Raw genomic sequence first — 21,016 nt, 5'->3', positions numbered from 1 at the left:
CCTCTGGACAGGGTCGGGCGGCGGTGGCAAATCCCGTTCCTCGTTGCGAACGAGGACCATGCGATGCTCAGGCTCTTCCTGCTTATGCTGGCGCTTGCGGCGGCGCCGGCGACCGCCCGCAGCAGCGATCTCCCCGAGGGCTTCGTGCGGCTGCGCAGCCTCGCCCCCACCATTCGCCATGAGATTCGCTATGCCGGCAGCCATAATTTCGTCGGCCGCCCGATCGCCGGCTATGACGCGCCGGACTGCATTCTCACCCGTCCCGCGGCCGAGGCGCTGGCCGCCGCCGCGCGGGAGCTGGCACCGCAGGGGCTCGGCCTGAAAGTCTATGATTGCTACCGCCCGGCGCGGGCTGTCGCCGCTTTTGTCGCCTGGGCGAAGGACCTGTCCGACGAGACGATGAAGCCGGAGTTCTATCCCCGCGTGCCCAAGAGCAAGCTCTTTGCCCGTGGCTACATCGCCGAAAAGTCCGGTCACAGCCGGGGCAGCACGGTCGATCTCGCGCTGGTGAGGCTGGAGCAGGCGCCAGCCAAACCTTGGAGGCCCGGCGACCCGCTGGCGGATTGCGCCCTCCCCGCGGGCCAGCGCTACGCTGACGCGACACTCGATTTCGGCACCGGCTATGACTGTTTCGATGTGAAGGCGCATCACGGCGCCGCTGGCATCGCGGCGGAGGCCACCGCCAATCGCGCGACGCTGAAGGCACTGATGCAGCGCCACGGCTTCACGCCCTATGCCGAAGAATGGTGGCACTACACGCTGGCGGGCGAGCCTTTCCCCGACACCTCTTTCGATTTTCCCGTCACGGCCGCGCCCTGAACGGCACCCGGCGCGGGACAAATGAAAAGGGCGGCCGAAGCCGCCCTGAACGTCTTTCATCGCCCGGCCGAAGCCGGAGCCCGCCTCACTCGGCCGCGACCGGGGCGGCGCCCTTCTTGCGGCTGCCGGCGTTCTTGTCCTGACGCTCGGCGATACGGGCCGACTTGCCGCGACGGTCGCGCAGGTAATAGAGCTTGGCGCGGCGCACCTTGCCGCGACGGACAACCTTCAGGCTGTCGATGTTCGGCGAGTAGAGCGGGAACACGCGCTCGACGCCTTCGCCGTAGGAGATCTTGCGGACGGTGAAGCTCTCATTGATGCCGCCGCCATTGCGGGCGATCACGACGCCCTCATAGGCCTGCACGCGGGTGCGCTCGCCTTCCTTCACCTTCACATTGACGATGACGGTATCGCCCGGCTGGAAGTCGGGGATGGCGCGCACTTCGGAAAGCTTGGCGACCTGCTCGATGTCGAGCTCGCGGATAATATCGACCATTTCTATCACCTCAGGCGGGATCGTCCGTGGCACGTCAGGCCCGGACGCCCGCATCTTGCTGTTGTCAGTTGGTAGTGACGGCGCGCCCTATACGCGAAACGCGCGGGTTTGTCATTCCCCCTTCGTCGCAGAACCGTCACGCGCGGCGCGATAAGCCGCCCACAGATCAGGCCGGCGCTCCCTCGTCACTGCCTCCGCCTGCTCGCGCCGCCAGCGGGCGACCTTGGCATGGTCGCCGCCGGTGAGGATGGCGGGGATCTCCAGCCCTTCGAAGCTTTGCGGGCGGGTATACTGCGGATACTCCAGCAGGCCGCCGGAAAAGCTCTCCTCGGTGCCGGATTCGGGATGTCCCATCACACCTGGCAGCAGCCGAACGCAGGCGTCGAGCAGCACCAGCGCGCCGATCTCGCCACCCGAGAGCACCACATCGCCGACGGAGACCTCTTCCAGCCCGCGCGCGGCGACCAGACGGTCATCCACGCCCTCGAAGCGGCCGCAGATGATGACGACGCCGTCGCCGGCGCTCAGTTCACGCACGCGCTTCTGGGTCAGCGGCTTGCCGCGCGGCGTCATCAGCAGCCGCGGACGGGTGTCGCCCTCCGGCGCGGCGGCGTCCACCGCGCGGGCGAGCACGTCCACCCGCATCACCATGCCCGGCCCGCCGCCGGCGGGCGTGTCGTCGACCGAGCGGTGGCGATCCATGGCGTGGTCGCGCGGGTCGACCGTCTCCAGCGCCCAACCGCCCTGCGCCAGAGCGCGCCCGGCCAGCGACAGGCCGAGCGGGCCGGGAAACATGTCGGGGAAGATGGTGAGAACCGAGGCGCGCCACATGGCAGGGTTTCCGATCACCGTCATCCCGGACGGCCGTCAGGCCGATCCGGGATCGCGAGCCGTTGGAGATCGATCCCGGCTCTCGCTACGCTCGGCCGGGATGACGACTTGTTTCGCTTGAGAAGCCCGGACAGGCCCTGCCCGATCCCTGCTCACACACGCCTAACCCTGATCCGCCTCAGGCGGCGGGGCTTCCTCGCGTATCCATTCGCCGGGATTAACGACAAGGCGGCCCGCCTTGATGTCGACCTGCGGCACCACCGCCTTGGTGAAGGGCAGCATCAGCGTCTTGCCGCCGGCTTCCGGGGCGATTTCCAGAATGTCGCCTGCGCCGAAATCATGCACCGCCACTACCTTGCCGAAGGGCGCGCCCTCCAGGGTCTCGACGGCGAGGCCGATCAGGTCGGCATGGTAGAAATCGTCTTCCTCCTCCGGCTCGGGGAGAAGGTCGCGGGCGATGAACACACCCTGATTGGTCAGCGCCTCCGCCGCCTCGCGGGTGTCGACGCCCTCCAGCCGGGCGACGAAATGCTCCTTCGCCGGTCGCAGCGTCCTGATGCGAAACACGCGCGTGCCCGCCTCGTCGGTCAGCGGCGCGTAGTCCGTCAGCGAAGACGGGTCTTCGGCGAAGATGAACAGCCGCACCTCGCCGCGCACGCCATGCGGCGCGCCGATGCGAGCGAGGAGAATGCGGTCCTGGGGCATGGGGTGCGCTCTGAAATGACCATCCTTCGAGGCTCGCTCACGCTCGCACCTCAGGATGACGTCGTTCCCGGCAAGAGAACCGCGTCATCCTGACGTGCCGCGACGCGGCCTCGAAGGAGGCTCAAGCAGGGCGACGCAAGGCCGCCCCGCCCAAACTCATTCCGCCGAAGCGGCGGCAGCGGCGGCGGCTTCGGCAGCCTTGGCAGCCTCGGCGGCGCGCTCCTGCGCCTTCTTGCCGGGGACGGCCTTGTTCGGGTTGTTGCGCGGGGCGCGCTTCACCAGTTCGAGGCTGTCGAGGAAGCGGGCGACGCGGTCGGTCGGCTGGGCGCCCTTGGCGAGCCAGGCCTTGGCCTTCTCGGTGTCGAGCGTGAAGCGGTCGGCGGAGTCCTTGGGCTTCAGCGGATCGAAGGTGCCGATCTTCTCGATGAAGCGGCCATCGCGCGGGGAGCGCGAATCGGCAACGACGATGCGGTAATAGGGACGCTTCTTGGCGCCGCCACGGGCGAGACGGATCTTGAGGGACATGCGGGTCTTCCTTTCAGTAAGTTCGTTCAGTTCGTCGGTTGGTCGGCCGCATCCCGGATGATGAAGGCGGAGCGAACGGAGATCCGGGATCGCTGACCGCCACGCGGAGAACGATCCCGGATCGCCGCCTGCGGCGCCGTCCGGGATGACAGGCTGGATTCAAGGCACGTCGTTCGTCACTTCTTCTTCCCCGGGAAGCCCGGCAGGCCCGGAAGCCCGCCCGGCTTGGTTCCCAGTCCCGGCAACCCGCCCGGCAGACCGGGCATGTTGCCGGGGAAATTCGGCGGCAGACCGCCGCCCATGCCGCCGCCAGGCAGGCCGCCCGGCATCTTCTCGGCCATCTGCTTCAGCTGCTCGGGGCTCGGCATGCCGCCGCCCCCACCGAGGCCGAACATGGAGGCGAGCCCGGCCATCGGGCCGCGCTTGGCACCGGGGGCGCCCATCGCCTTCATCATGTCCGCCATCTGGCGGTGCATCTTCATCAGCCGGTTGACGTCCTCGACCTTGGTTCCCGAGCCGGCGGCGATGCGCTTGCGGCGGGAGGCGTCGAGCAGCTTGGGATTGCGCCGCTCCTTCTTGGTCATCGAATCGATGATCGCCTTCTGCCGCTTCAGCACGCCGTCATTCATGCCGGAGGCGGCGAGCTGGTTCTTCATCTTGCCGACGCCCGGCAGCATGCCCATCAGCCCGCCGAGGCCGCCGAGCTTCTCCATCTGGTCGAGCTGCGTGCGCAGATCATTGAGGTCGAACTGCCCCTTGCGCATGCGCTCGGCGGCGGCCATCGCCTTTTCGGCGTCGAGATTCTCGACCGCTTTCTCGACGAGCGAGACCACATCGCCCATGCCGAGGATGCGGCCGGCGACGCGGCGAGGATCGAAATCCTCCAGCGCGTCCATCTTTTCGCCGGTGCCGAGCAGCTTGATCGGCTTGCCGGTAACGGCGCGCATGGACAGGGCGGCACCGCCGCGCCCGTCGCCATCGGCGCGGGTCAGCACGATGCCGGTGAGACCGACACGGGCGTCGAACGCCTTGGCGGTGTTCACCGCGTCCTGGCCGGTGAGGCTGTCGGCGACGAGCAGCACTTCGTGCGGCTTGGTCGCGGCCTTCACCTCGGCCACTTCCGCCATCAGCGCCTCGTCCAGCGTGACGCGGCCGGCGGTGTCGAGCATCACCACGTCATAGCCGCCGAGGCGGGCGGCCTCCATGGCGCGGCGGGCGATCTGCACGGCGGACTGGCCGGCGACGATCGGCAGGGTGGCGACGCCGACCTGGGTGCCGAGCGTAGCCAGCTGCTCCATCGCCGCCGGACGGCGGGTATCGAGCGAGGCCATCAGCACCTTGCGGTTGCCGCGCTCGGTGAGGCGTTTGGCGATCTTGGCGGTGGAGGTGGTCTTGCCCGAGCCCTGCAGGCCGACCATCAGCACCGGCACCGGCGGCGCGGCGTCGAGGTCGATCGCCTTGGCGTCGGAGCCGAGCATGGCAACGAGTTCGTCATTGACGATCTTCACCACCATCTGGCCGGGGGTGACCGACTTGATCACCTCGGCACCGACCGCGCGCGTCCTCACCTTGTCGGTGAAGGAGCGCACCACGTCGAGCGCCACGTCGGCCTCGATGAGCGCCCGGCGCACCTCGCGCATGGCCTCGTTCACGTCGGCCTCGGTGAGGGCGCCGCGTCGTTTCAGCCGGTCGAGTATGCCGCCAAGGCGGTCGGTCAATGAATCGAACATGCGTTCGCTCCGGTGCTTTCCCACAGCTCACAGCGCAATGCCGAACGTCGCCCGAGGGCGCAAAGCGCTGTCGGGCGTTGACCTCCGGTCTCGGGGACCGGGCGGCGGATCGGCTCGCGGGTTCTGCGAGGATGCCGGCTTGGTAAGCGCCGCCCGCCGCCAAGTCAAGTTTTGACGGCCCTTTGCGGGAGAGTACGGAGGTCACAGCCTCGTAACAGCCCCATCCTATAGCGTGCCCATCCTCGCGAGGAACCCGGTCATGACCCACGACACCGCCCCCCTCCCCGTCACCAGCGAGAGCGCCGCCGATGACTGCGCTGCCCTGTTCGAGACGCTGCTCTCACTGCGCGCGGCGGTGATTGAGGAAGCCGCCCCGCTGGCCGAGCGATTCCGCCGCGAGGCCGGCCGCGAGGATGCCGCGCTGGACAACCTCGCCCATTATCTGGCCCTGCGCCGGCATGAACTGCGCCCGCTGCAGCGGCAGCTGATGCGGCGCGGCCTGTCCTCGCTCGGACGGCTGGAAAGCCGGGTGCTGCCGACTCTCGACGCGGTGCTGGCGGCGCTGGCGGCGCTGGCGGGCCGCGCGGCTCCCTTCGCCGCGCCCGACGAGGCCACCTTCTTTGCCGGCGAAGCCCGGCTCGACGCTGCGGCGGTGGCGAGCCTCGGCCCGGAGCGGGCGGGACGTTACACCCGCATCATGGTCACCCTGCCCGGCGAGGCGGCGGACGATCCGGCGTTTATCCTTGCGCTGGCGCGGGCCGGGATGGATGTCGCCCGCATCAACTGCGCCCATGACACGCCGGATGCGTGGCGTCGCATGGCCGAACATGTGCGCGTGGCCGGCGGGGCGGTCGGGCGCCCCATCGCCGTGCTGATGGACATTGCCGGCCCGAAGATCCGCACCGGCGCCGTGCTGCCGATGCGCAAGGGCAAGCCTTCCGGCCGACTTCTGCCGGGCGACACGCTGCGTCTGGTCGCCGAGGGCGAACCGCGGGTGGACGAGGCCGCGCTGTTCAGCGCCGCCGTCTCGCTGCCCGAGATCGTCACCCGTCTCGCGGTCGGCCACCGCGTGCGCTACGACGACGGCAAGGTGGAGGCGGTGGTCGAGAGCGTGCGCGAGGGCGAGGCGATCCTGCGCATCCTCCACACCCGGCCGGGCGGCACCAAGCTGAAGCCGGAGAAGGGCATCAACCTGCCCGACACCGCGCTCGGCCTCTCGCCGCTCACCGACAAGGACGATGCCGATCTCGCCACCGTCATCGAATGCGCCGATCTCATCGGCTATTCCTTCGTCAGCCGGCCGGAAGATCTCGATCTGCTCGACGCCGCCATCGCCCGCCATGGCGCGGGGCGCGAGCGCCCACTCGGCCTGATGGCCAAGATCGAACGCCCGGAGGCGGTGCGTAACCTGCCCGATCTGATCGCCCGCGCCGCCCGCTCCGGCACTTTCAGCGTGATGATCGCGCGCGGCGACCTCGCGGCCGAAATCGGCTTCGAGCGGCTCGCGGAAATGCAGGAGGAACTGCTGTGGATCTGCGAGGCCGCGGCCGTTCCGTCGATCTGGGCCACGCAGGTGCTGGAGGATCTGGTGCGCGACGGCATTCCCTCGCGCGGCGAAATGACCGATGCCGCCATGGCCGCCCGCGCCGAATGCGTGATGCTCAACAAGGGTCCGGCGGTGGTGGAAGCGGTTCAACTGCTCGACCGGCTGCTCGGGCGCATGGCCGATCATCTCGACAAGAAGACCCCGACCCTGCGGGCGCTGCGCTCCTGGTAAGGCCGTCGGCCCCTTTGGCGGCGCTCACTGTCCCACGAGATAGTGGGCGCCCCATTCCGAGGTGGGGATCGCCGCGCCGAGCGTGTAGTGGAAGCTGGTCACGTCGAGGCCCTCATGCGCGGTCTCGCATTCATAGGCGATGTGGTACCAGGTGCCGCCCGAGCGCACCGCCGCGCCGGGCGCCTTGATCTTCCACCCCTTCACCACGGGATCGCGATAGGCGTAGGCGACGAGTTCGTCCGGGCGCAGGCCCTTGCCCGCCCGCTGGACCTCGCCCATCGCCCGGGTGTTGCACACCTGCTCGATCCGCTCCGAGGGCTCCAACTGCATCATCTCGTCCTGGGTCGAGCGCGCCTGCGCACTGGAGAGGGCGCCGACCGGCAGCGCGGCCAGCGCGAGCAGAAGGGCGGCGGGGGCGGCGGCGATGTGCGGCATAAGCGCTCGAATCCTGTTCGCTCGTTGATGCTCTCCTTCAATAGCGCAGATTTGGCGATGCTATGGCGGCCTATCTGCATTTCGACGGGGCGACTGCGAGTTGCCGAGCGCCGAGCGGCAGATTAGAACCGCCCCATGGCGCTGATGGACCTTGCCAACCCCACCCGTTTTCTCGCCCTTTCCGGGCGCGTGCTGCCATGGCTGAGCGGCCTCGCGCTGGCGACGCTGGCGATCGGCTTCCTGCTCGCCTTCCGCGCCCCGGCTGATTACCAGCAGGGCGAGACGGTCAAGATCATGTACATCCACGTGCCTTTCGCGTGGCTGGCCATGTTCGGCTATTCCATGCTGGCGGCCTCGGCGCTCGGTATCCTCGTCTGGCGTCACCCGCTGGCGGATGTGGCGCACAAGGCGATGGCGCCCATCGGCGCGGTGTTCGCCTTTCTCTGCCTGTTCACCGGCTCGCTCTGGGGACGGCCGATGTGGGGCACCTATTGGGTCTGGGACGCGCGCCTCACCTCCATGCTGGTGCTGCTGCTGCTCTATCTCGGCCTCCTGGCGCTGCGCTCGGCGATCGAGGACCCCAATCAGGCGGGTCGGGCGGCGGCGGTGCTCTCGCTGGTCGGCTTTGTCAATGTGCCAATCGTCAAGTTCTCCGTCGATTGGTGGAACACGCTGCACCAGCCGGCCTCGGTGTTCCGCATGGACGGACCGACCATCCATTCGAGCCTGCTCTGGCCTCTGCTGATCTGCGCGCTCGGCTTCACCCTGCTGATGCTGGCGCTGCACATGGCGGCGATGCGCAACGAAATCCACCGCCGTCGCCTGCGCGTTCTGGAAGCGCGTGCCGCCGCCGAGGCGGCCTATGCGTGAGGCCTCCTGAATGTTCGGCGAGCACGGCTTCTTCATCCTCGCCTGCTATGGCGTGAGCGCCCTCGCCCTTGGCGGGCTGGCACTGTGGATCATCCTCGACGGTCGCTCCGTGCGCCGCCGGCTGAACGAGATGGAGGCGCGCGGGGTGCGCCGCCGCTCGGCGGGACGGAGCGACGCATGAGCACGCCCCCGGACACCCCGAACGCGCCCCCGGCCGCACGGTCCGGCCGCCGGCTGCTGGTGCTTTTGCCCCTCGTCGCCTTCCTGGCTCTGGCCGGGCTGTTCTATGGGCGGCTGTTCTCCGGCGATCCCTCGCGCGTGCCCTCTGCGCTGATCGGCCGGCCCGCGCCCACCCTCGACCTGCCGCCGCTGGAAGGCCTGACGCGCGACGGGAAGGCCGTACCCGGCCTTGCCTCGGCCGACCTCAAGGGCGAGGTGACGGTGCTGAACGTGTTCGCCTCCTGGTGCGTGCCCTGCCGCGACGAACACCCCTTCCTCGTCGAGCTGTCGCAAATGAACGGCTTCCGCCTCGTCGGGTTGAACTACAAGGACGATGCCGGCAATGCCCGCCGCTTCCTCGGCCGCTTCGGCAATCCCTATGCCGCCGTCGGCGTCGACGCCAATGGACGTGCCGCCATCGACTGGGGCGTTTACGGCGTGCCGGAAACCTTCGTCATCGGCAAGGACGGGCGCATCGCCTACAAGTTCATCGGCCCGCTCGACGCGGACGGGTTGAAGACGCGGCTGCTGCCGGAAATCGCCAAGGCGCAGAAGGCGAGCTGAGGCGGCGGCTCGGAGGGCTCCCGTTCAGCCGTCATCCCGGCCGGATCGGTCCGATGGACCGTCCGGGGATGACGGGTGCACAACCCCTCAGTTCCGCTCGTCCGGCAGCACCGGCAGCGGCAGAATCTCGATCTCGTCCTCGATCAGCGCGCGCACCTCGTCCGGCGTCGCTTCGCCGCGAATGGCGCGCTTCTCCTCCTCGCCCTCATGCATGCGGCGGGCAAGGGTGGCGAACTCGTCGCCGACATCGACCGAATTGGCGACCACATGGGCGCGCACCGCGCGCAGCATGGCGCGCAGCTGCTGCTCCTTCTCCGACACCAGCGCGACCGGCTGCGCGGCGGGCACCGCCACCTCCGCAGGCTCGGCAACGGGCACCTCGGCGGCCGTCTCGACGGCGAATTTGCGCGTTCCCCGCCCGAGCGCCGGCGCCATCAGCGCCTTCTCCACCTCAGCGGAACCACAAACCGGGCAGGCGACCAGTCCTCTCGCCCGCTGCTCGTCATAGGCCGACGAGTCGCGAAACCAGCTCTCGAAGTCATGGTCCGCGGCGCAAGACAGGCGGTAGAGGATCATGCCGCGCCACCGGGCACGAGATGCAGCCGGCTTTGATCGGCCGGCATCACCAGCTCGAAGCGGCGGCCATTCGACAGAGAGGGAATCCGCCCGCGCACCGCGGCCACCTGAGCGGGATCGATCTCGGCGGCGATGATGCCGGGCTCGCTGCCACCCTCGGCAAGGATCGTGCCCCAGGGGTCGATGATGAGGCTGTGGCCGAAGGTCTTGCGGCCATTCTCATGCGTGCCGCCCTGGGCGGCGGCGAGCACGAAACAGCCGGTCTCGATCGCCCGCGCCCGCTGGAGAATGTGCCAATGCGCCTCGCCGGTGGACTGGGTGAACGCCGCCGGCGTCGCGATCATGCCTGCGCCCGCTTCCGCCAGCGCGCGGAACAGCGCGGGAAAGCGCAGATCGTAGCAGATGGTGAGGCCGAGCCGAATCTGCGGCAGATCGGCGACGATGGCGAGTTCGCCCGGCCGGTAGGCGGCGGATTCGCGGTACACGTCGCCATTGGGCAGGTCGACATCGAACATGTGGATCTTGTCGTAGCGGGCCGCGATCGTGCCGTCCGGGCTGAGGAGATAGGAACGGTTGGCCGCGCGGTGCTCGCTCGCCCGCACCGCCAGCGAGCCGATATGCAGATGCACCTTCAGTTCGGCCGCGAGCGCGCGGAAGGCGGCCAGCGCCGGGTCGTCCTCTTCCGCGTGCAGCACGTTGAACAGCGCCTCGCGGTTCTCCTCCATCGTGCCGGTCATTTCCGGGGTCTGGATGTAGCTCGCCCCCTCCGCCGCTGCCTGACGGATCAGCGCGGAGGCCGCCGCGATGTTGGCGGCAACGCTCTTGGCCGTGCGCATCTGGATGAGCGCCGCGCGAAACGGGGCACCAAGCGGCGGGGCACCGGGCATGGAGGCGTGGTCGGAAGCAGTCATGATCGCGGTCTCGTTCAGCTTGCCAGCAGCGCGTCCAGTTCGCCTGCTTCCTCAAGCGCATAAAGGTCGTCGCAGCCACCGACATGCCGCCCGTCGATAAAGATCTGCGGCACGCTGGTGCGCCCATTGGCGCGGTTCGACATGGCCGAGCGCCCCACCGGATCGCCTGTCACATTGACCTCGGAGAAATCGACGCCCTTCCGGCCCAGCAGCGACTTGGCCGCGTGGCAATAGGGGCAGCTCGACGTGGTGTAAATCTCGATCTTCGCCATCGGCTTGTCCTAACCGTCAGCCGCCGGCGCGGCCGTGATCCTGGTCGCTCATGATATGGGCGCGTCCGCCTCGTCAGCAACCCGCGCGAACACCAGTACATCCACCTGTCCCGCCCCGGCGCGCTGCAGCGCCTTGACGCAGGCGTCGATCGTGGCCCCGGTCGTGAGCACGTCATCGACCAGGACCAGGCGTCGGCCGCGCAATTCGCCCTTCGCCATGTCGGGCACGGCGAAGGCGCCCTGCACATTGCGCGCCCGCGCCGCCCGGTCGAGCCCCACCTGCGGCCGCGTCGCGCGGCGCCGCTCCAGCCAGCCGGCGCGCACCGGCAGGCCCGTCTCGCGGCCGATGACCCCTGCCAGCGCCGCCGACTGGTTGAACCGCCGCCGCCACAGCCGCAGCCGATGCAGCGGCACGGGAACCAGCGCCTGTGCATCAGCGAGAATGTCCGCGCCCGCGCGCGCCATCATCCGCCCCATCGGCGGAGCGACATCCAGCCGGTCGGCATATTTCAGCGCATGGATCAGGTCCCGCGTCACCTCGCCGAACGCGGCCACCGCCCGCGCCCTGCCATAGGCCGGCGGCGCCTCCCGAGCGGCCGGCGAGAGCAGCCGCCCTTCCCCGAAACCATAGGGCAGAGGCGTGCCGAGACGGTCGCAGATCGGCGGCGCGATGAAGGCGAGCCGGCTCCAACACGCACCGCACAGACAGCCCGGCGCGTCTACCGCGGCGCGGCAGACCATGCAGCCCGGCGGCAGGGCGACATCGACCAGCCCGCCCCATAGCCGCCGCGCCAGGCCGCGCAGCCGTGAGGCCAGGGCCGGCGGTAGTGCCTCGGCCTCACCGGCAGGCGCGGGCCATGGCTCCGGGAGCGGTGTCATGGCGGTAGATTAGCACGGCGCAGGTCCGCGCCCCGTTTCCCTCCCCGTTTTTTTGACCGCGCCCTGCCTTTGACCTCTCCTGCCCACCGCCCTATGGCTCTCATCCGAGGAGCCTCCGCATGCCCGCTGCCCCGACCGCCGCCGCGCCGATGAACGTGTTCGATCCCACCGCCCTCGCCCAGCGCCGCCAACGCGCCCTCGTGCTCGGCCCGGAGACATTCCTGCTCGACCGGGTGGCGGAGGACCTCCTTGACCGGCTGGGCGCGGTGAAGCGGCGCTTCGGTAATGCGGCCGATCTCGGCACACCAACCCGCGTCCTTCGCGACGCGCTGGCCGCATCGGGCATGGTCGAGACCTACAAAGCCTTCGGTCCGGCCGAACGGGCCGATGTCGATGTCGTCACCGACCCGGAAATCCTGCCCTTCGCGCCAGCGTCGCTCGAGCTCGTCGTTTCCGCCCTCGCCCTACAAAGTGTCAACGACCTGCCCGGGGCGCTGGCGCAGATCCGCCGCGCGCTGAGGCCCGACGGGCTGCTGCTCGCCGGCTTCCTCGGCGGCGGCACGCTCAATGAACTGCGCGAGGCCTTCGCCATTGCCGAGAGCGACACGCTGGGCGGCATTTCCCCACGCGTGGCGCCTTTCGTCGATCTGCGCGATCTCGGCGGGTTGCTGCAGCGCGCGGGCCTCGCCCTCCCCGTCACCGATGTCGACCGCGTGGTGGTGCGCTATGGCGACCCGCTGGCGCTGTTGCACGATCTGCGCCGCATGGGCGCCGCCAACCCGCTCGCCGACCGGCGGCGCGCGCCGCTGCTGAAGAAGACGCTGGTCCGGCTGTTCGAGGTCTATGCCGAGCGCTTCGCCGACCCGGACGGGCGCCTGCGCGCCACCTTCGAGATCGTGTGGATTTCCGGCTGGGCGCCGCATGAGAGCCAGCAGAAGCCGCTGCGCCCCGGCTCCGCCAAGACCCGGCTGGCGGATGCGCTCAGGGTGCCCGAGGGCAAACTGCCGGGTGAGGGTTAGGAAGCCCACATCGGCTAGCGGCCCGGGCCCAAGAGATCCAGCAGCACCGGGATCAGCGGCTCGTCCGCCGGCGGCATGGGATAGTCGCGCAGCGCGCCTGGCTTCACCCAGGCGAGGCGCTGGCCTTCGCGGCCCTGCGCCTGCCCTTCCCAGCGGCGGCAGATCCACAGCGGCATCAGCAGCTGGAAGGTCTCATACGTGTGGCTGGCGAAGGAGAGCGGCGCCAGGCACGGCTCCTTGACCGTGATACCCAGTTCCTCGGCCAGTTCGCGGATGAGGCACTCCTCCGGCCTCTCGCCCGGCTCGACCTTGCCGCCGGGAAACTCCCACAGCCCGGCCAGCGACTTGCCCGCCGGCCGCTCGGTCAGCAGCACGCGGCCATCTGCATCGACAAGGGCCGCGGCGGCGACGAGGATGAGTTTCATGGCGTTCGCCCTTCGCCGATCAGGAGCGGTAATCGCCATTGATAGCGACATATTCCTTGGTGAGGTCGCAGGTCATCACCCGGTCCGCCCCCCGCCCGAGGCCGAGATCGACGGTGATGTCGATCACATCGTTCTTCATATAGGCGGAGACTTCGGCCTCGTCATAGGCCGGGTCGCGGGCGCCTTCATGCGCCACGCGGATGGCGCCGAAGGAGATGGAGAGCCGGTCCCGCTCCGCCGGCTCGCCGGCTTTGCCCACCGCCATGACAATGCGGCCCCAATTGGCGTCCTCGCCGGCCACCGCCGTCTTCACCAGCGGCGAATTGGCGATCGACATGGCGATGCGCCGCGCCGAACGCTTGGAGGTCGCGCCGGTGACATGGATCTTCACCAGCTTGCGCGCGCCTTCGCCATCGCGTGCCACCTGCTCGGCGAGATCGGCCAGCACGCCGGTCAGCGCCTTGCGGAAGCGGGCGAGGCGCGGGTCCTTCGCGTCATCGATACGCGGCGCCCCCGAGGCGCCGGTGGCGAACAGCATCAACGTGTCCGAGGTCGAGGTGTCGCCGTCGATGGTGACGGCGTTGAAGCTGTCCACCACGCCCTTGGAGAGCAGGGCCTGAAGCGCCGGCGCCTCGATGGCGGCATCGGTGAAGACGAAGGAGAGCATGGTCGCCATGTCAGGCGCGATCATGCCGGCGCCCTTGGCGATGCCGGCGATCGTCACCTCCACGCCATCGATTTTCACCTTGGCGGTGGCCAGCTTGGGGAAGGTGTCAGTGGTCATGATCGCCTTGGCCGGCTCGATCCAGGGCAGCGGCGCGAGGCGCGTGGCGGTCTCTTGCAGCACGCCCTCGAACTTGGTCGCATCGAGCGGCTCACCGATGACGCCGGTCGAGGCGAGGTAAATCTCCTCCTCGCGGCAGCCGAGCGCCCTGGCCGCGATCTTGGCGGTGAGCGCGGTCGATTCCCGACCCTTGGCGCCGGTGAAGGCGTTGGCATTGCCGGAATTGACCACCAGCGCCCGCGCCGTGCCGTGAGCGAGGTTGGCGCGGCACCATTCGACCGGCGCCGATGGGCATTTGGAACGGGTGAACACGCCCGCTACCGTGGTGCCTTCGTCCAGCGTCAACAGCAGCACATCGGTGCGGCCCTTATAGCGGATGCCCGCCTCGGCGGTGGCGAAGCGCACCCCGGCAACCGGGCCGAGTTCAGGCGTGGTCTTGGGGGCGAGCGGAGAGACGGGAGCAGCGTGGGCCATCGGCGGGAACTCGATCGCGGGAAAGGGCTGCACGGGTGTGCCCGAGATGCGCAACATCCGCAAGACGATGGGTGGCGGCCGCGCTCGGGCCCCCACGTCGAACGGCTGGGACTCGACGGGAGCGGCGGCGGCACCGGGACTGGTTGGGACAGAAAATCCCCGGCGCGTGACGCGGCCGAGCGCAGCATGGAAAGGCGGGCGGGGTAAGTCTCAGTCGGCAGGCCCGAGATCGGCATCATGGGCGGCGTAGGCGCGCTAAGTCCCGGCGGGCGGTGGCAGGCGGCAAACGGCATTGACTGTCCCGATGCGGCGACGCTGCCCGAACATCGGGAAGGCAGGGTGGTCCGACGGGTCGGAACATCGAGCGCCGCTGGAGCCGGAGACGCGACCGAACGCGTGTTTCACCAGGCCACGGCCGGGCGGCATCGACGCCGCCGTCGGCACTGGTTCGACTTGGGGGGCGAGCCGTGGACCGAGGCGATCCGCAGGTGACGGCCGAGACGCCCCCTGCGGCGTGGCCGAAGACACGGAGCCTTGCGGGCGGGCCAGGCGCATTGTTCGACCACGTGCGATGGGCGAAAGAATGAGGCGAGGCACGAAGGGTGCGACCCGGCATGAAGGATGGTGCCCCGACTTCCGAGAAACGCGGCGCGGGTGGATGACCGCCGGCAGGCCAACCGCGATCGCTGGCGGCCCCGCATTTCGCCTGGGCGGGACGTGCCCGAACGCTAAGGGCCGCGAACAAGCGATCGAAACCCTTTCGCCTGCGGAAGGGGGCAGGCTCTGCCGCAGGCGGCTCGAACCGGTCTCCACTGCCGGCGGCGAATCATAATTGTGATCGACGCCCCTGCAGTCGCGCTTGGTACCGCAGGGCCAAAGCCGGTTACGAGCCAAAGTCGATCACGGCATGGGTCCCTTCCGGCGCGGGCTGACGACCAGATGGTCAATTTGGTGACTGATCATTCCGGCTCGTCGCGGCGTAGCTAGGCGTCGCCAGCGCGAGGCGAATGGCGAGGCCCGGCGCCGCCTCCCGGCGGCATCCCGCGCGCCAGGAGAGCCGGCGACACCGGCAGCGGCAGCGCTCAGGCGGCGCGGCGGAGGTGCGCCCGCCCGAGTTGAGCATTCGGCGGTCCAAGGCCGGCGTCGGTGCGGTCGGGATGTTTGGCCGACCCAGATGGCAGTGCTTCGGATCCGCCGGACAGGTTCGGCTTTGGACGAATACTCGTCTGGCCCGGGTGGATCATCACGATGCGTGAGGAGACGTGCCGGTACCGTACCGACACCGCATCGCACCATCTTTACCTTTTGAGTCTGCCGAGCGACAAGTTGGCGTGGTTGGTTTGAAGTGATTCGCGCTCGTCCACCCCCTGTTTCTCGGGCATTGCAGGCCCGGCCGAGGAGACGGGCCCCCTCGCAGCGCGCGCCGCGCTGCCCGAGATCATCCACGAAAAGATTAGTCGGATAAATAGACTAGTATTGATACGAAACGTATCGTTTCATGTGTCGAAACGTTTCGTATCGTTTTCCGGCGAACGCATATGGGACCACTGCCGTCGAACAGCGAGCGATCATATGGGCGGCGATCCGAGGATGCGCGTGGTGCAAGAAAGTTAACGACTATGGTTAACAAAACCGCTCATTCACGGTCGGGCGGCGTCCAAGGGAGCCCGGCACGACGGGGCTCCGCCGGACCGCGCCGGAGCAAGGCGGCCACCGAGGCGATCTTGGAAGCTGCGGAGGCGGTGCTCGCCGAAACCGGATATGCCGGCTTCACTATCGAGCAGGTCGCGCGCCGCGCGGGCGCGGGCAAGCCGACAATCTATCGCTGGTGGAGCGGAAAGCCGGCCCTGCTAGTCGAAATCTATGCCCGCCAGCCTTTCGACATGTCGGAGACCAATACCGGTTCCCTGGAGAACGACCTCGCAGCGGCGTTGCGGAAGCTCCTCGGCTTCTGGCGCGATACGCCCGCTGGTGAAGCTCTCACCGCGTTGCTGGTGGAAGCGCAGCAGGACCCGGCGGCGCTGGAAACCCTGCGCGCCTTCCTGGTTGAGCGCAGCTTTCCCGTTGCCGAACTTTTCGCCCGGGCTGCGCGACGTGGAGAACTGGTGGCGGATTTCGACGCTGCGACCGGCCTCGATCTCGTCAACGGTTATGTGTGGGCGCGCCTGCTGACGCGCCGGCTTGATGACGAAGCCGCCAACCTTGCAGCCGCCGCCCGCCTGATCGCCCGGGGATGCCTGCGTGCGTGAATGCCCGCGGCCCGCGCAAGAGCTGCGACAGAGGCGTGCGGTGCCGCGACGCGCGCCAATGTTGCCCGCGCATGGAACGGGCACGCTCCGTGGACCTCCTCGCGGCGGAGTGCCCGCCAAAGGCTGCACTCGCGTGCAACGGCGCTGCCGCTCAAATGGCCTTGCAGCCGCCGCCCGCCTGATCGCCCGGGGATGCCTGCCCTGCTGAGAGCCTCAAACCTCGTTGACGGGAGAAGTGGGTCTCCAGACGCCGCCCCGCGTAAAGTGCCGCCGGTCGCAAGCCGCTCGACCTCGATTCCCACGCGGGCAGCGAGCCCCATGGCAAGATCCTCGCCCGAGGCCAGCCTGCACTTCGGCGCGCCCGTCATCGCACACGCACGTCTGTCCAAGGCGGCGCAGCGACGGCACAGCCGCGTCTCGCGCCGGCAGACCTGTCGTCGGATCGGCGGCTGGTTGGGGCCGGTGTCGCGGTCCGCCAGGGGCGGATAGAAGTGCCAGAACTGCCCGTTAGCCCGACCGCGCCCGCTGAGCTATTGAGGCACGACGCCTGCCCTCGTACTGTAGCTCCCCTACGCCCGGCTCGAAGGTGGACCGCCGCATGGCTGGAACGCTGTTCATCCCGATGCGCTCTCACGTCGTGACGCATGCCGGTCGTACGCCGGATGCGGGAAAGGCTGCCGCTCGGCAGGAGATCGCCCCGTGAGGATCCCGGCCGCACGATGAAAATTGGCAGAAAGACGATCAAGTCGGGCGTGCGATCGCTTCAGTGCGCGCGTGAGAATTGCCCTCCGGTGCGGGCGGTGCCCTGCTGGCTGCGCCGCCTCGCCGGTAAGAGGCCGAAGCCCGGGGTTGATATCGTCGGCTTTCTTCGATCGGAAATCGGGCTTGGCGAAGCGGCGCGGCTCATGGTGGCCGCCCTTGATGCCGGCGGAATTCCCGCAGGCCTCATCAATGTGCCCCTGCCTGGGCGCATGGCGGAACCGGCGTTGGCAAACCGGCTGGCCGCCACATCCCGCCACCGCACCGCGCTGGCCATCTTCGGCGCCGCTGAAATCGCTATGTTCGCCCGCCGCGCCTGCCGCGACCAGACCAACATCGCCTATCCCTATTGGGAGTTGCCCAGCTTTCCCGCCGCATGGAGGCACGGGTTCGAACACTTCGACGTGCACTGGGCGCCGACGACGTTCATTCGGGACGCGCTCGAAAGCATTCGGTCGAGGCCGATCCACCTGGTGCCGCAACCCGTCGACCTGCCGGCGGAACCACGGCAGCAGCCGTTTACGGGTCCTTTGAAGTTTCACACCTTCTTTGACGCCGATTCCTCCATCGCGCGAAAGAACCCGCTCGGCACGATAGAAGCGTTCCGCCTCGCTTTTCCGAGCGGGCGGGAGGACGCCCGGCTGCTGGTCAAGGCACGCGGCGGCGGCTCGGACGCGGCCCGGCTCTCGAGCCTCCTGGCGCTTACCCGCCAGGATCCCCGTATCGAGATCGTCGACGGCACGCTCACCAGAGCCGAGATGTCGGCCTTGATGGAGGACTGCAACGTTTTCGTGTCCCTCCATCGCTCGGAGGGGTTTGGCCTCGGATGCGCCGAGGCGCTGGCGCGCGGCAAGGCGGTTATCGCGACCGATTTTGGTGGCACGCGCGACTTCATCAATGAGCAAACCGGATATCCCGTGCAGTTCGCAGAAACCGCCGTGTCGCCCCAGGATTACTTTGGCACCGAGGGAAGCTATTGGGCGGAACCGAGCCTCGCGCATGCCGCCAGCATCATGCGGGCCATCTATGACGATCCTGGACAGACCACCGCAAAAACACAGGCGGGGTTCGCACACCTCAAGCGCCATAATTCCTTTGGCGCCGTGGGACGGCTTATCAAAGAGCGGCTCGGCTGACGGCGAGCCAACGGCGCGACACTCTTCCTCCCACCGCCGGCAAAGCGCCCTCGCAACTCAAGTTAGAAACGGGAACGGACCGATTTTCTCACGCCCTGCGGGATCAAACGACCTCCCATTCGCTCGACAATCCGTCAGGTCGGTAGATATGTAGGCCACATGACGTTTGGTAATGCGCGTGGAGTCCAAGATGAAGCAGGCGCTAATAACGGGTATTACCGGGCAGGATGGGAGCTATCTCGCGCGTCTGCTGCTTGAAAAGGGCTATGAGGTCACAGGCACCGTCCGCGCCAATTCGCAGGCCAAGCTCACCCGCCTGCGGAAGCTGGGCGTTGCCGACGATGTGCGGCTTGTGAACTTCGACCTGAGCGAGATCAACAGCGTCAACCGCGTGCTCCGCCAGACCACCTTTGACGAGGTGTACAATCTCGCGGCACAAAGTTTTGTGGGCTCTTCTTGGGACCAGCCGCTCTATGTCGCCGATGTCAACGGCATGGGCGTGGCGCGCCTCCTCGACGCCATCCGCACCTATTGTCCCCAGACCCGCTTCTATCAGGCCTCGACCTCGGAAATGTTCGGTCGCGCCCGGGCAGTGCCGCAGAATGAACAGACGCCCTTCCACCCTCGCTCGCCCTATGGCGCGGCCAAGGTGTATGGCCACTACATCACCATGAATTACCGCGAGTCGTTCGGGCTCCACGCCTCCTCCGGCATTCTCTTCAATCATGAGAGCCCCGTGCGCGGTGCGGAAATGGTGACACGCAAGGTCACCTTGGGGCTGGCCCGCTTCGCCCATGGCGAACATGTCCCGGTCGAACTCGGCAATCTCGATGCACGCCGCGACTGGGGCTTCGCCGGCGACTATGTCGACGGCATGTGGCGCATGCTCCAGCAGGACGAGGCGGACGATTATGTTCTCGCCACCGGGGTGACGACGCCCATTCGCGACTTTGTCAGCTTCGCCGCCGAGGCGCTCGGCCTCGCGCTGGAATGGTCCGGCACGGCCGAGGCCGAACAGGCCGTAGACCGGCGCAGCGGCAAGGTGGCGGTCAAGGTCAATCCGAAATTCTACCGGCCAGCGGAAGTCGACCTGCTGCTCGGCGACGCGACGAAGGCGCGCACGCGGCTGGGTTGGGAACCCAAGGTCACCGTCCGCGAACTCGCGGACATGATGGCCCGCTCGGATTACGACGACTGGAGAGCCGAAGGTCCCTCGCGCTAATCGGCTGGCCGTCGCTGCGATGGCCGGTCCACCCGCTTCGGTGAACGAAACCTCCCTGGCGCGCCGACGCGCGGGCCCGCGCGCGGCAGGCTCGGGCTGTAGCGGCAGCGTCCCACTCCTCGGAGTTCCCCTGTGCCATTCGTCTCCTTCGCACAAAACCATGAAGACGTGATGCTCTGGCGGGCGCTCGGCCATGTCGGGGCCGGCTTCTATGTCGATGTCGGCGCCTTCTCCCCCGACGCCGACAGTGTCACCCGTGCCTTCTACGAGCACGGCTGGCGGGGCGTGAACATCGAACCGCTACCCCAAAGGCTGGCCGAGCTTGAGGCGCGGCGCGCGCGGGACGTGAATCTCGGCGTGGTGGCGAGCGATCATGACGGCACTGCCCGGCTGTACATCGTTGGCGATACGGGGCTGTCCACCGTCGACGCCGCCATCGCCGAGAGGCACCGCACCATGGGCTGGGCGATATCGGCCATCGACGTGCCCCAGCACACGTTGACCGGCCTCCTCGACGCCCATCTTTCCCCGGGCCAGCCCATTCACTTCCTCAAGATCGATGTCGAAGGCCATGAGACCGCCGTGGTGCGGGGGCTGGATCTCTCCCGCTATCGCCCCTGGGTGATCCTGATCGAGGGCACGCACCCGAACTCACCGGAAGAGACCGCCAGAAGCTGGGAGCCGTTCCTGACGGCCGCGGGATATCGCAGCCTCTATTGGGATGGACTCAATCGTTTCTACCTCGCCGCCGAGCACGAGGATCTCGCGCCGGCTTTTTCCGCGCCGCCCAATGTGTTCGATCACTTCGTCAAGGGAGACGGCGAGGCCCGCGCGCAGCTGTTGCAGGAGCAGATGAACGGTCTGGAGCGGCTCCTCGCCGCCGAGCGCGTCCGAAACGGAGACCTCACGGCGCAGATTCAGCAGCGGGAGCAGACGATCGAAGCGCTTAAAGCAGCGCTGGCGCACCAGAGCGAGGCGACCGCCCTCGCCCGTGAATACGCCACTCACCGGGGCTTCTGGGAGGCGCTGTTCTTCCGCCCATCGGGCCGACCGAAGAAGATGCTGCGCCGGCTGCTGTTTCACACCAGCGGCAAGCCCCGCAAGATGTTCCGCCGTCTCGTCTTTCACTCAAGCGGACGGCCCCGCCGGCCGTTCCGGCTCTGGCTCCACAGTGCGGAATACCAGGCTCTGCGCGGCGCGGTAGCGCTGGCCGCCCCTCCCGACGTGGCGCCGCACCTGCCGGAGCCATCGCAGGATGCGCCATTCCTCAGCCCCGCCGCAGCCCATCTGTCGCGACGCATCGCGGCGCGGCGCGCCCGTCAAACCTCCTGAAGCGAGA

At 68.4% G+C, this 21,016-nt stretch carries 22 protein-coding genes; 10 read left to right on the top strand and 12 right to left on the bottom strand.

Going from position 1 to position 21,016, the window contains the following annotated elements; all coding sequences use genetic code 11:
• Positions 1–63: 63 nt before the first annotated feature.
• Positions 64–819 carry a M15 family metallopeptidase gene (locus J2S75_RS15705; protein WP_307021043.1) on the top strand — a complete coding sequence of 252 codons (756 nt, stop codon included), beginning with the start codon at positions 64–66 and terminating at the stop codon, positions 817–819.
• Positions 820–904: 85 nt separating this feature from the next.
• On the opposite strand, the gene rplS is transcribed toward J2S75_RS15705, so the two are convergent.
• The 5 genes from rplS to ffh all read right to left on the bottom strand — a co-directional run bounded on the left by rplS (position 905) and on the right by ffh (position 5,106).
• Positions 905–1,315 (bottom strand): 50S ribosomal protein L19, encoded by a 411-nt coding sequence (gene rplS / locus J2S75_RS15700; protein ID WP_307021041.1) that lies wholly within the window; start codon positions 1,313–1,315, stop codon positions 905–907.
• A gap of 111 nt (positions 1,316–1,426) precedes the next feature.
• The gene (gene trmD, locus J2S75_RS15695) at positions 1,427–2,146 is read right to left on the bottom strand and encodes a tRNA (guanosine(37)-N1)-methyltransferase TrmD (protein WP_307021039.1); all 720 of its coding nucleotides are present in this window, start codon (positions 2,144–2,146) and stop codon (positions 1,427–1,429) included.
• 162 nt (positions 2,147–2,308) lie between these two features.
• Entirely contained in the window at positions 2,309–2,851 is a 543-nt protein-coding gene (rimM, locus tag J2S75_RS15690) for a ribosome maturation factor RimM (protein ID WP_307021037.1), read from the bottom strand.
• Between the two features lie 156 nt (positions 2,852–3,007).
• Positions 3,008–3,376, bottom strand: a complete 369-nt coding sequence (gene rpsP / locus J2S75_RS15685) for a 30S ribosomal protein S16 (RefSeq protein WP_307021035.1) — start codon at positions 3,374–3,376, stop codon at positions 3,008–3,010.
• Between the two features lie 176 nt (positions 3,377–3,552).
• Positions 3,553–5,106: a signal recognition particle protein gene (ffh, locus tag J2S75_RS15680; protein ID WP_307021033.1), complete on the bottom strand. Its 1,554-nt coding sequence runs from the start codon at positions 5,104–5,106 to the stop codon at positions 3,553–3,555.
• Between the two features lie 259 nt (positions 5,107–5,365).
• Between ffh and J2S75_RS15675 the strand changes: the two genes are divergently transcribed.
• Complete coding sequence (locus tag J2S75_RS15675) at positions 5,366–6,883, top strand: pyruvate kinase (RefSeq protein ID WP_307021031.1); 1,518 nt, start codon at positions 5,366–5,368, stop codon at positions 6,881–6,883.
• A 24-nt stretch (positions 6,884–6,907) separates the two neighbouring features.
• On the opposite strand, the gene J2S75_RS15670 is transcribed toward J2S75_RS15675, so the two are convergent.
• Positions 6,908–7,318, bottom strand: a complete 411-nt coding sequence (locus tag J2S75_RS15670; RefSeq protein WP_307021029.1) for a DUF930 domain-containing protein — start codon at positions 7,316–7,318, stop codon at positions 6,908–6,910.
• A gap of 135 nt (positions 7,319–7,453) precedes the next feature.
• Here J2S75_RS15670 and J2S75_RS15665 point away from each other — a divergent pair, with 135 nt between their 5' ends.
• The 3 genes from J2S75_RS15665 to J2S75_RS15655 are packed head-to-tail and all read left to right on the top strand — an operon-like array spanning position 7,454 to position 8,971.
• Positions 7,454–8,188 (top strand): heme ABC transporter permease, encoded by a 735-nt coding sequence (locus tag J2S75_RS15665; RefSeq protein WP_307021027.1) that lies wholly within the window; start codon positions 7,454–7,456, stop codon positions 8,186–8,188.
• A 10-nt stretch (positions 8,189–8,198) separates the two neighbouring features.
• A complete protein-coding gene (gene ccmD / locus J2S75_RS15660; protein WP_307021024.1) occupies positions 8,199–8,369 on the top strand; it encodes a heme exporter protein CcmD in 171 nt (56 codons plus the stop codon).
• On the top strand, positions 8,366–8,971 hold the full coding sequence (locus J2S75_RS15655; protein WP_307021022.1) for a DsbE family thiol:disulfide interchange protein: 606 nt from the start codon (positions 8,366–8,368) through the stop codon (positions 8,969–8,971). Before ccmD ends, J2S75_RS15655 begins: the two co-directional genes overlap by 4 nt.
• Before the next feature lie 87 nt (positions 8,972–9,058).
• Here the strand turns inward: J2S75_RS15655 and J2S75_RS15650 are convergent, their stop codons facing one another.
• The 4 genes from J2S75_RS15650 to J2S75_RS15635 are packed head-to-tail and all read right to left on the bottom strand — an operon-like array spanning position 9,059 to position 11,609.
• Entirely contained in the window at positions 9,059–9,547 is a 489-nt protein-coding gene (locus J2S75_RS15650; RefSeq protein ID WP_307021021.1) for a DUF1178 family protein, read from the bottom strand.
• Positions 9,544–10,458, bottom strand: a complete 915-nt coding sequence (locus tag J2S75_RS15645) for a carbon-nitrogen hydrolase family protein (RefSeq protein WP_307021019.1) — start codon at positions 10,456–10,458, stop codon at positions 9,544–9,546. The genes J2S75_RS15650 and J2S75_RS15645 overlap by 4 nt, the downstream gene beginning before the upstream one ends.
• Before the next feature lie 14 nt (positions 10,459–10,472).
• Entirely contained in the window at positions 10,473–10,730 is a 258-nt protein-coding gene (gene grxC / locus J2S75_RS15640; RefSeq protein ID WP_244375134.1) for a glutaredoxin 3, read from the bottom strand.
• A 48-nt stretch (positions 10,731–10,778) separates the two neighbouring features.
• On the bottom strand, positions 10,779–11,609 hold the full coding sequence (locus tag J2S75_RS15635; protein ID WP_307021016.1) for a ComF family protein: 831 nt from the start codon (positions 11,607–11,609) through the stop codon (positions 10,779–10,781).
• A gap of 119 nt (positions 11,610–11,728) precedes the next feature.
• Here J2S75_RS15635 and J2S75_RS15630 point away from each other — a divergent pair, with 119 nt between their 5' ends.
• Positions 11,729–12,628 carry a methyltransferase domain-containing protein gene (locus J2S75_RS15630; RefSeq protein WP_307021014.1) on the top strand — a complete coding sequence of 300 codons (900 nt, stop codon included), beginning with the start codon at positions 11,729–11,731 and terminating at the stop codon, positions 12,626–12,628.
• Between the two features lie 14 nt (positions 12,629–12,642).
• Here the strand turns inward: J2S75_RS15630 and mutT are convergent, their stop codons facing one another.
• Both mutT and argJ read right to left on the bottom strand, forming a co-directional pair.
• Positions 12,643–13,053 carry an 8-oxo-dGTP diphosphatase MutT gene (gene mutT, locus J2S75_RS15625; protein ID WP_307021012.1) on the bottom strand — a complete coding sequence of 137 codons (411 nt, stop codon included), beginning with the start codon at positions 13,051–13,053 and terminating at the stop codon, positions 12,643–12,645.
• A gap of 19 nt (positions 13,054–13,072) precedes the next feature.
• The gene (argJ, locus tag J2S75_RS15620) at positions 13,073–14,311 is read right to left on the bottom strand and encodes a bifunctional glutamate N-acetyltransferase/amino-acid acetyltransferase ArgJ (RefSeq protein ID WP_307021328.1); all 1,239 of its coding nucleotides are present in this window, start codon (positions 14,309–14,311) and stop codon (positions 13,073–13,075) included.
• A gap of 1,619 nt (positions 14,312–15,930) precedes the next feature.
• On the opposite strand from argJ, the gene J2S75_RS15615 reads away from it, so the two are divergent.
• The 4 genes from J2S75_RS15615 to J2S75_RS15600 all read left to right on the top strand — a co-directional run bounded on the left by J2S75_RS15615 (position 15,931) and on the right by J2S75_RS15600 (position 21,009).
• Positions 15,931–16,560, top strand: coding sequence for a TetR/AcrR family transcriptional regulator (locus tag J2S75_RS15615; RefSeq protein WP_307021326.1), 630 nt, complete (start codon positions 15,931–15,933; stop codon positions 16,558–16,560).
• A gap of 644 nt (positions 16,561–17,204) precedes the next feature.
• Complete coding sequence (locus J2S75_RS15610) at positions 17,205–18,455, top strand: glycosyltransferase (protein ID WP_307021011.1); 1,251 nt, start codon at positions 17,205–17,207, stop codon at positions 18,453–18,455.
• 190 nt (positions 18,456–18,645) lie between these two features.
• Positions 18,646–19,677 carry a GDP-mannose 4,6-dehydratase gene (gene gmd / locus J2S75_RS15605; RefSeq protein WP_307021010.1) on the top strand — a complete coding sequence of 344 codons (1,032 nt, stop codon included), beginning with the start codon at positions 18,646–18,648 and terminating at the stop codon, positions 19,675–19,677.
• Between the two features lie 171 nt (positions 19,678–19,848).
• Positions 19,849–21,009, top strand: a complete 1,161-nt coding sequence (locus J2S75_RS15600; RefSeq protein ID WP_307021008.1) for an FkbM family methyltransferase — start codon at positions 19,849–19,851, stop codon at positions 21,007–21,009.
• Positions 21,010–21,016 lie beyond the last annotated feature (7 nt).

This window comes from Ancylobacter polymorphus (assembly GCF_030813495.1).
Lineage (GTDB): Bacteria > Pseudomonadota > Alphaproteobacteria > Rhizobiales > Xanthobacteraceae > Ancylobacter > Ancylobacter polymorphus.
The sequence above is the reverse complement of the archived record's forward strand: the minus strand, read 5'-3'. Positions and strand labels throughout refer to the sequence as shown.

Bases quoted from the DNA above. Each gene is read 5' to 3' on its own strand.
- J2S75_RS15705 (WP_307021043.1), top strand. From the start codon at position 64: ATGCTCAGGCTCTTCCTGCTTATGCTGGCGCTTGCGGCGGCGCCGGCG.
- rplS (WP_307021041.1), bottom strand. From the start codon at position 1,315: ATGGTCGATATTATCCGCGAGCTCGACATCGAGCAGGTCGCCAAGCTT.
- trmD (WP_307021039.1), bottom strand. From the start codon at position 2,146: ATGTGGCGCGCCTCGGTTCTCACCATCTTCCCCGACATGTTTCCCGGC.
- rimM (WP_307021037.1), bottom strand. From the start codon at position 2,851: ATGCCCCAGGACCGCATTCTCCTCGCTCGCATCGGCGCGCCGCATGGC.
- rpsP (WP_307021035.1), bottom strand. From the start codon at position 3,376: ATGTCCCTCAAGATCCGTCTCGCCCGTGGCGGCGCCAAGAAGCGTCCC.
- ffh (WP_307021033.1), bottom strand. From the start codon at position 5,106: ATGTTCGATTCATTGACCGACCGCCTTGGCGGCATACTCGACCGGCTG.
- J2S75_RS15675 (WP_307021031.1), top strand. From the start codon at position 5,366: ATGACCCACGACACCGCCCCCCTCCCCGTCACCAGCGAGAGCGCCGCC.
- J2S75_RS15670 (WP_307021029.1), bottom strand. From the start codon at position 7,318: ATGCCGCACATCGCCGCCGCCCCCGCCGCCCTTCTGCTCGCGCTGGCC.
- J2S75_RS15665 (WP_307021027.1), top strand. From the start codon at position 7,454: ATGGCGCTGATGGACCTTGCCAACCCCACCCGTTTTCTCGCCCTTTCC.
- ccmD (WP_307021024.1), top strand. From the start codon at position 8,199: ATGTTCGGCGAGCACGGCTTCTTCATCCTCGCCTGCTATGGCGTGAGC.
- J2S75_RS15655 (WP_307021022.1), top strand. From the start codon at position 8,366: ATGAGCACGCCCCCGGACACCCCGAACGCGCCCCCGGCCGCACGGTCC.
- J2S75_RS15650 (WP_307021021.1), bottom strand. From the start codon at position 9,547: ATGATCCTCTACCGCCTGTCTTGCGCCGCGGACCATGACTTCGAGAGC.
- J2S75_RS15645 (WP_307021019.1), bottom strand. From the start codon at position 10,458: ATGACTGCTTCCGACCACGCCTCCATGCCCGGTGCCCCGCCGCTTGGT.
- grxC (WP_244375134.1), bottom strand. From the start codon at position 10,730: ATGGCGAAGATCGAGATTTACACCACGTCGAGCTGCCCCTATTGCCAC.
- J2S75_RS15635 (WP_307021016.1), bottom strand. From the start codon at position 11,609: ATGACACCGCTCCCGGAGCCATGGCCCGCGCCTGCCGGTGAGGCCGAG.
- J2S75_RS15630 (WP_307021014.1), top strand. From the start codon at position 11,729: ATGCCCGCTGCCCCGACCGCCGCCGCGCCGATGAACGTGTTCGATCCC.
- mutT (WP_307021012.1), bottom strand. From the start codon at position 13,053: ATGAAACTCATCCTCGTCGCCGCCGCGGCCCTTGTCGATGCAGATGGC.
- argJ (WP_307021328.1), bottom strand. From the start codon at position 14,311: ATGGCCCACGCTGCTCCCGTCTCTCCGCTCGCCCCCAAGACCACGCCT.
- J2S75_RS15615 (WP_307021326.1), top strand. From the start codon at position 15,931: ATGGTTAACAAAACCGCTCATTCACGGTCGGGCGGCGTCCAAGGGAGC.
- J2S75_RS15610 (WP_307021011.1), top strand. From the start codon at position 17,205: ATGCCGGTCGTACGCCGGATGCGGGAAAGGCTGCCGCTCGGCAGGAGA.
- gmd (WP_307021010.1), top strand. From the start codon at position 18,646: ATGAAGCAGGCGCTAATAACGGGTATTACCGGGCAGGATGGGAGCTAT.
- J2S75_RS15600 (WP_307021008.1), top strand. From the start codon at position 19,849: ATGCTCTGGCGGGCGCTCGGCCATGTCGGGGCCGGCTTCTATGTCGAT.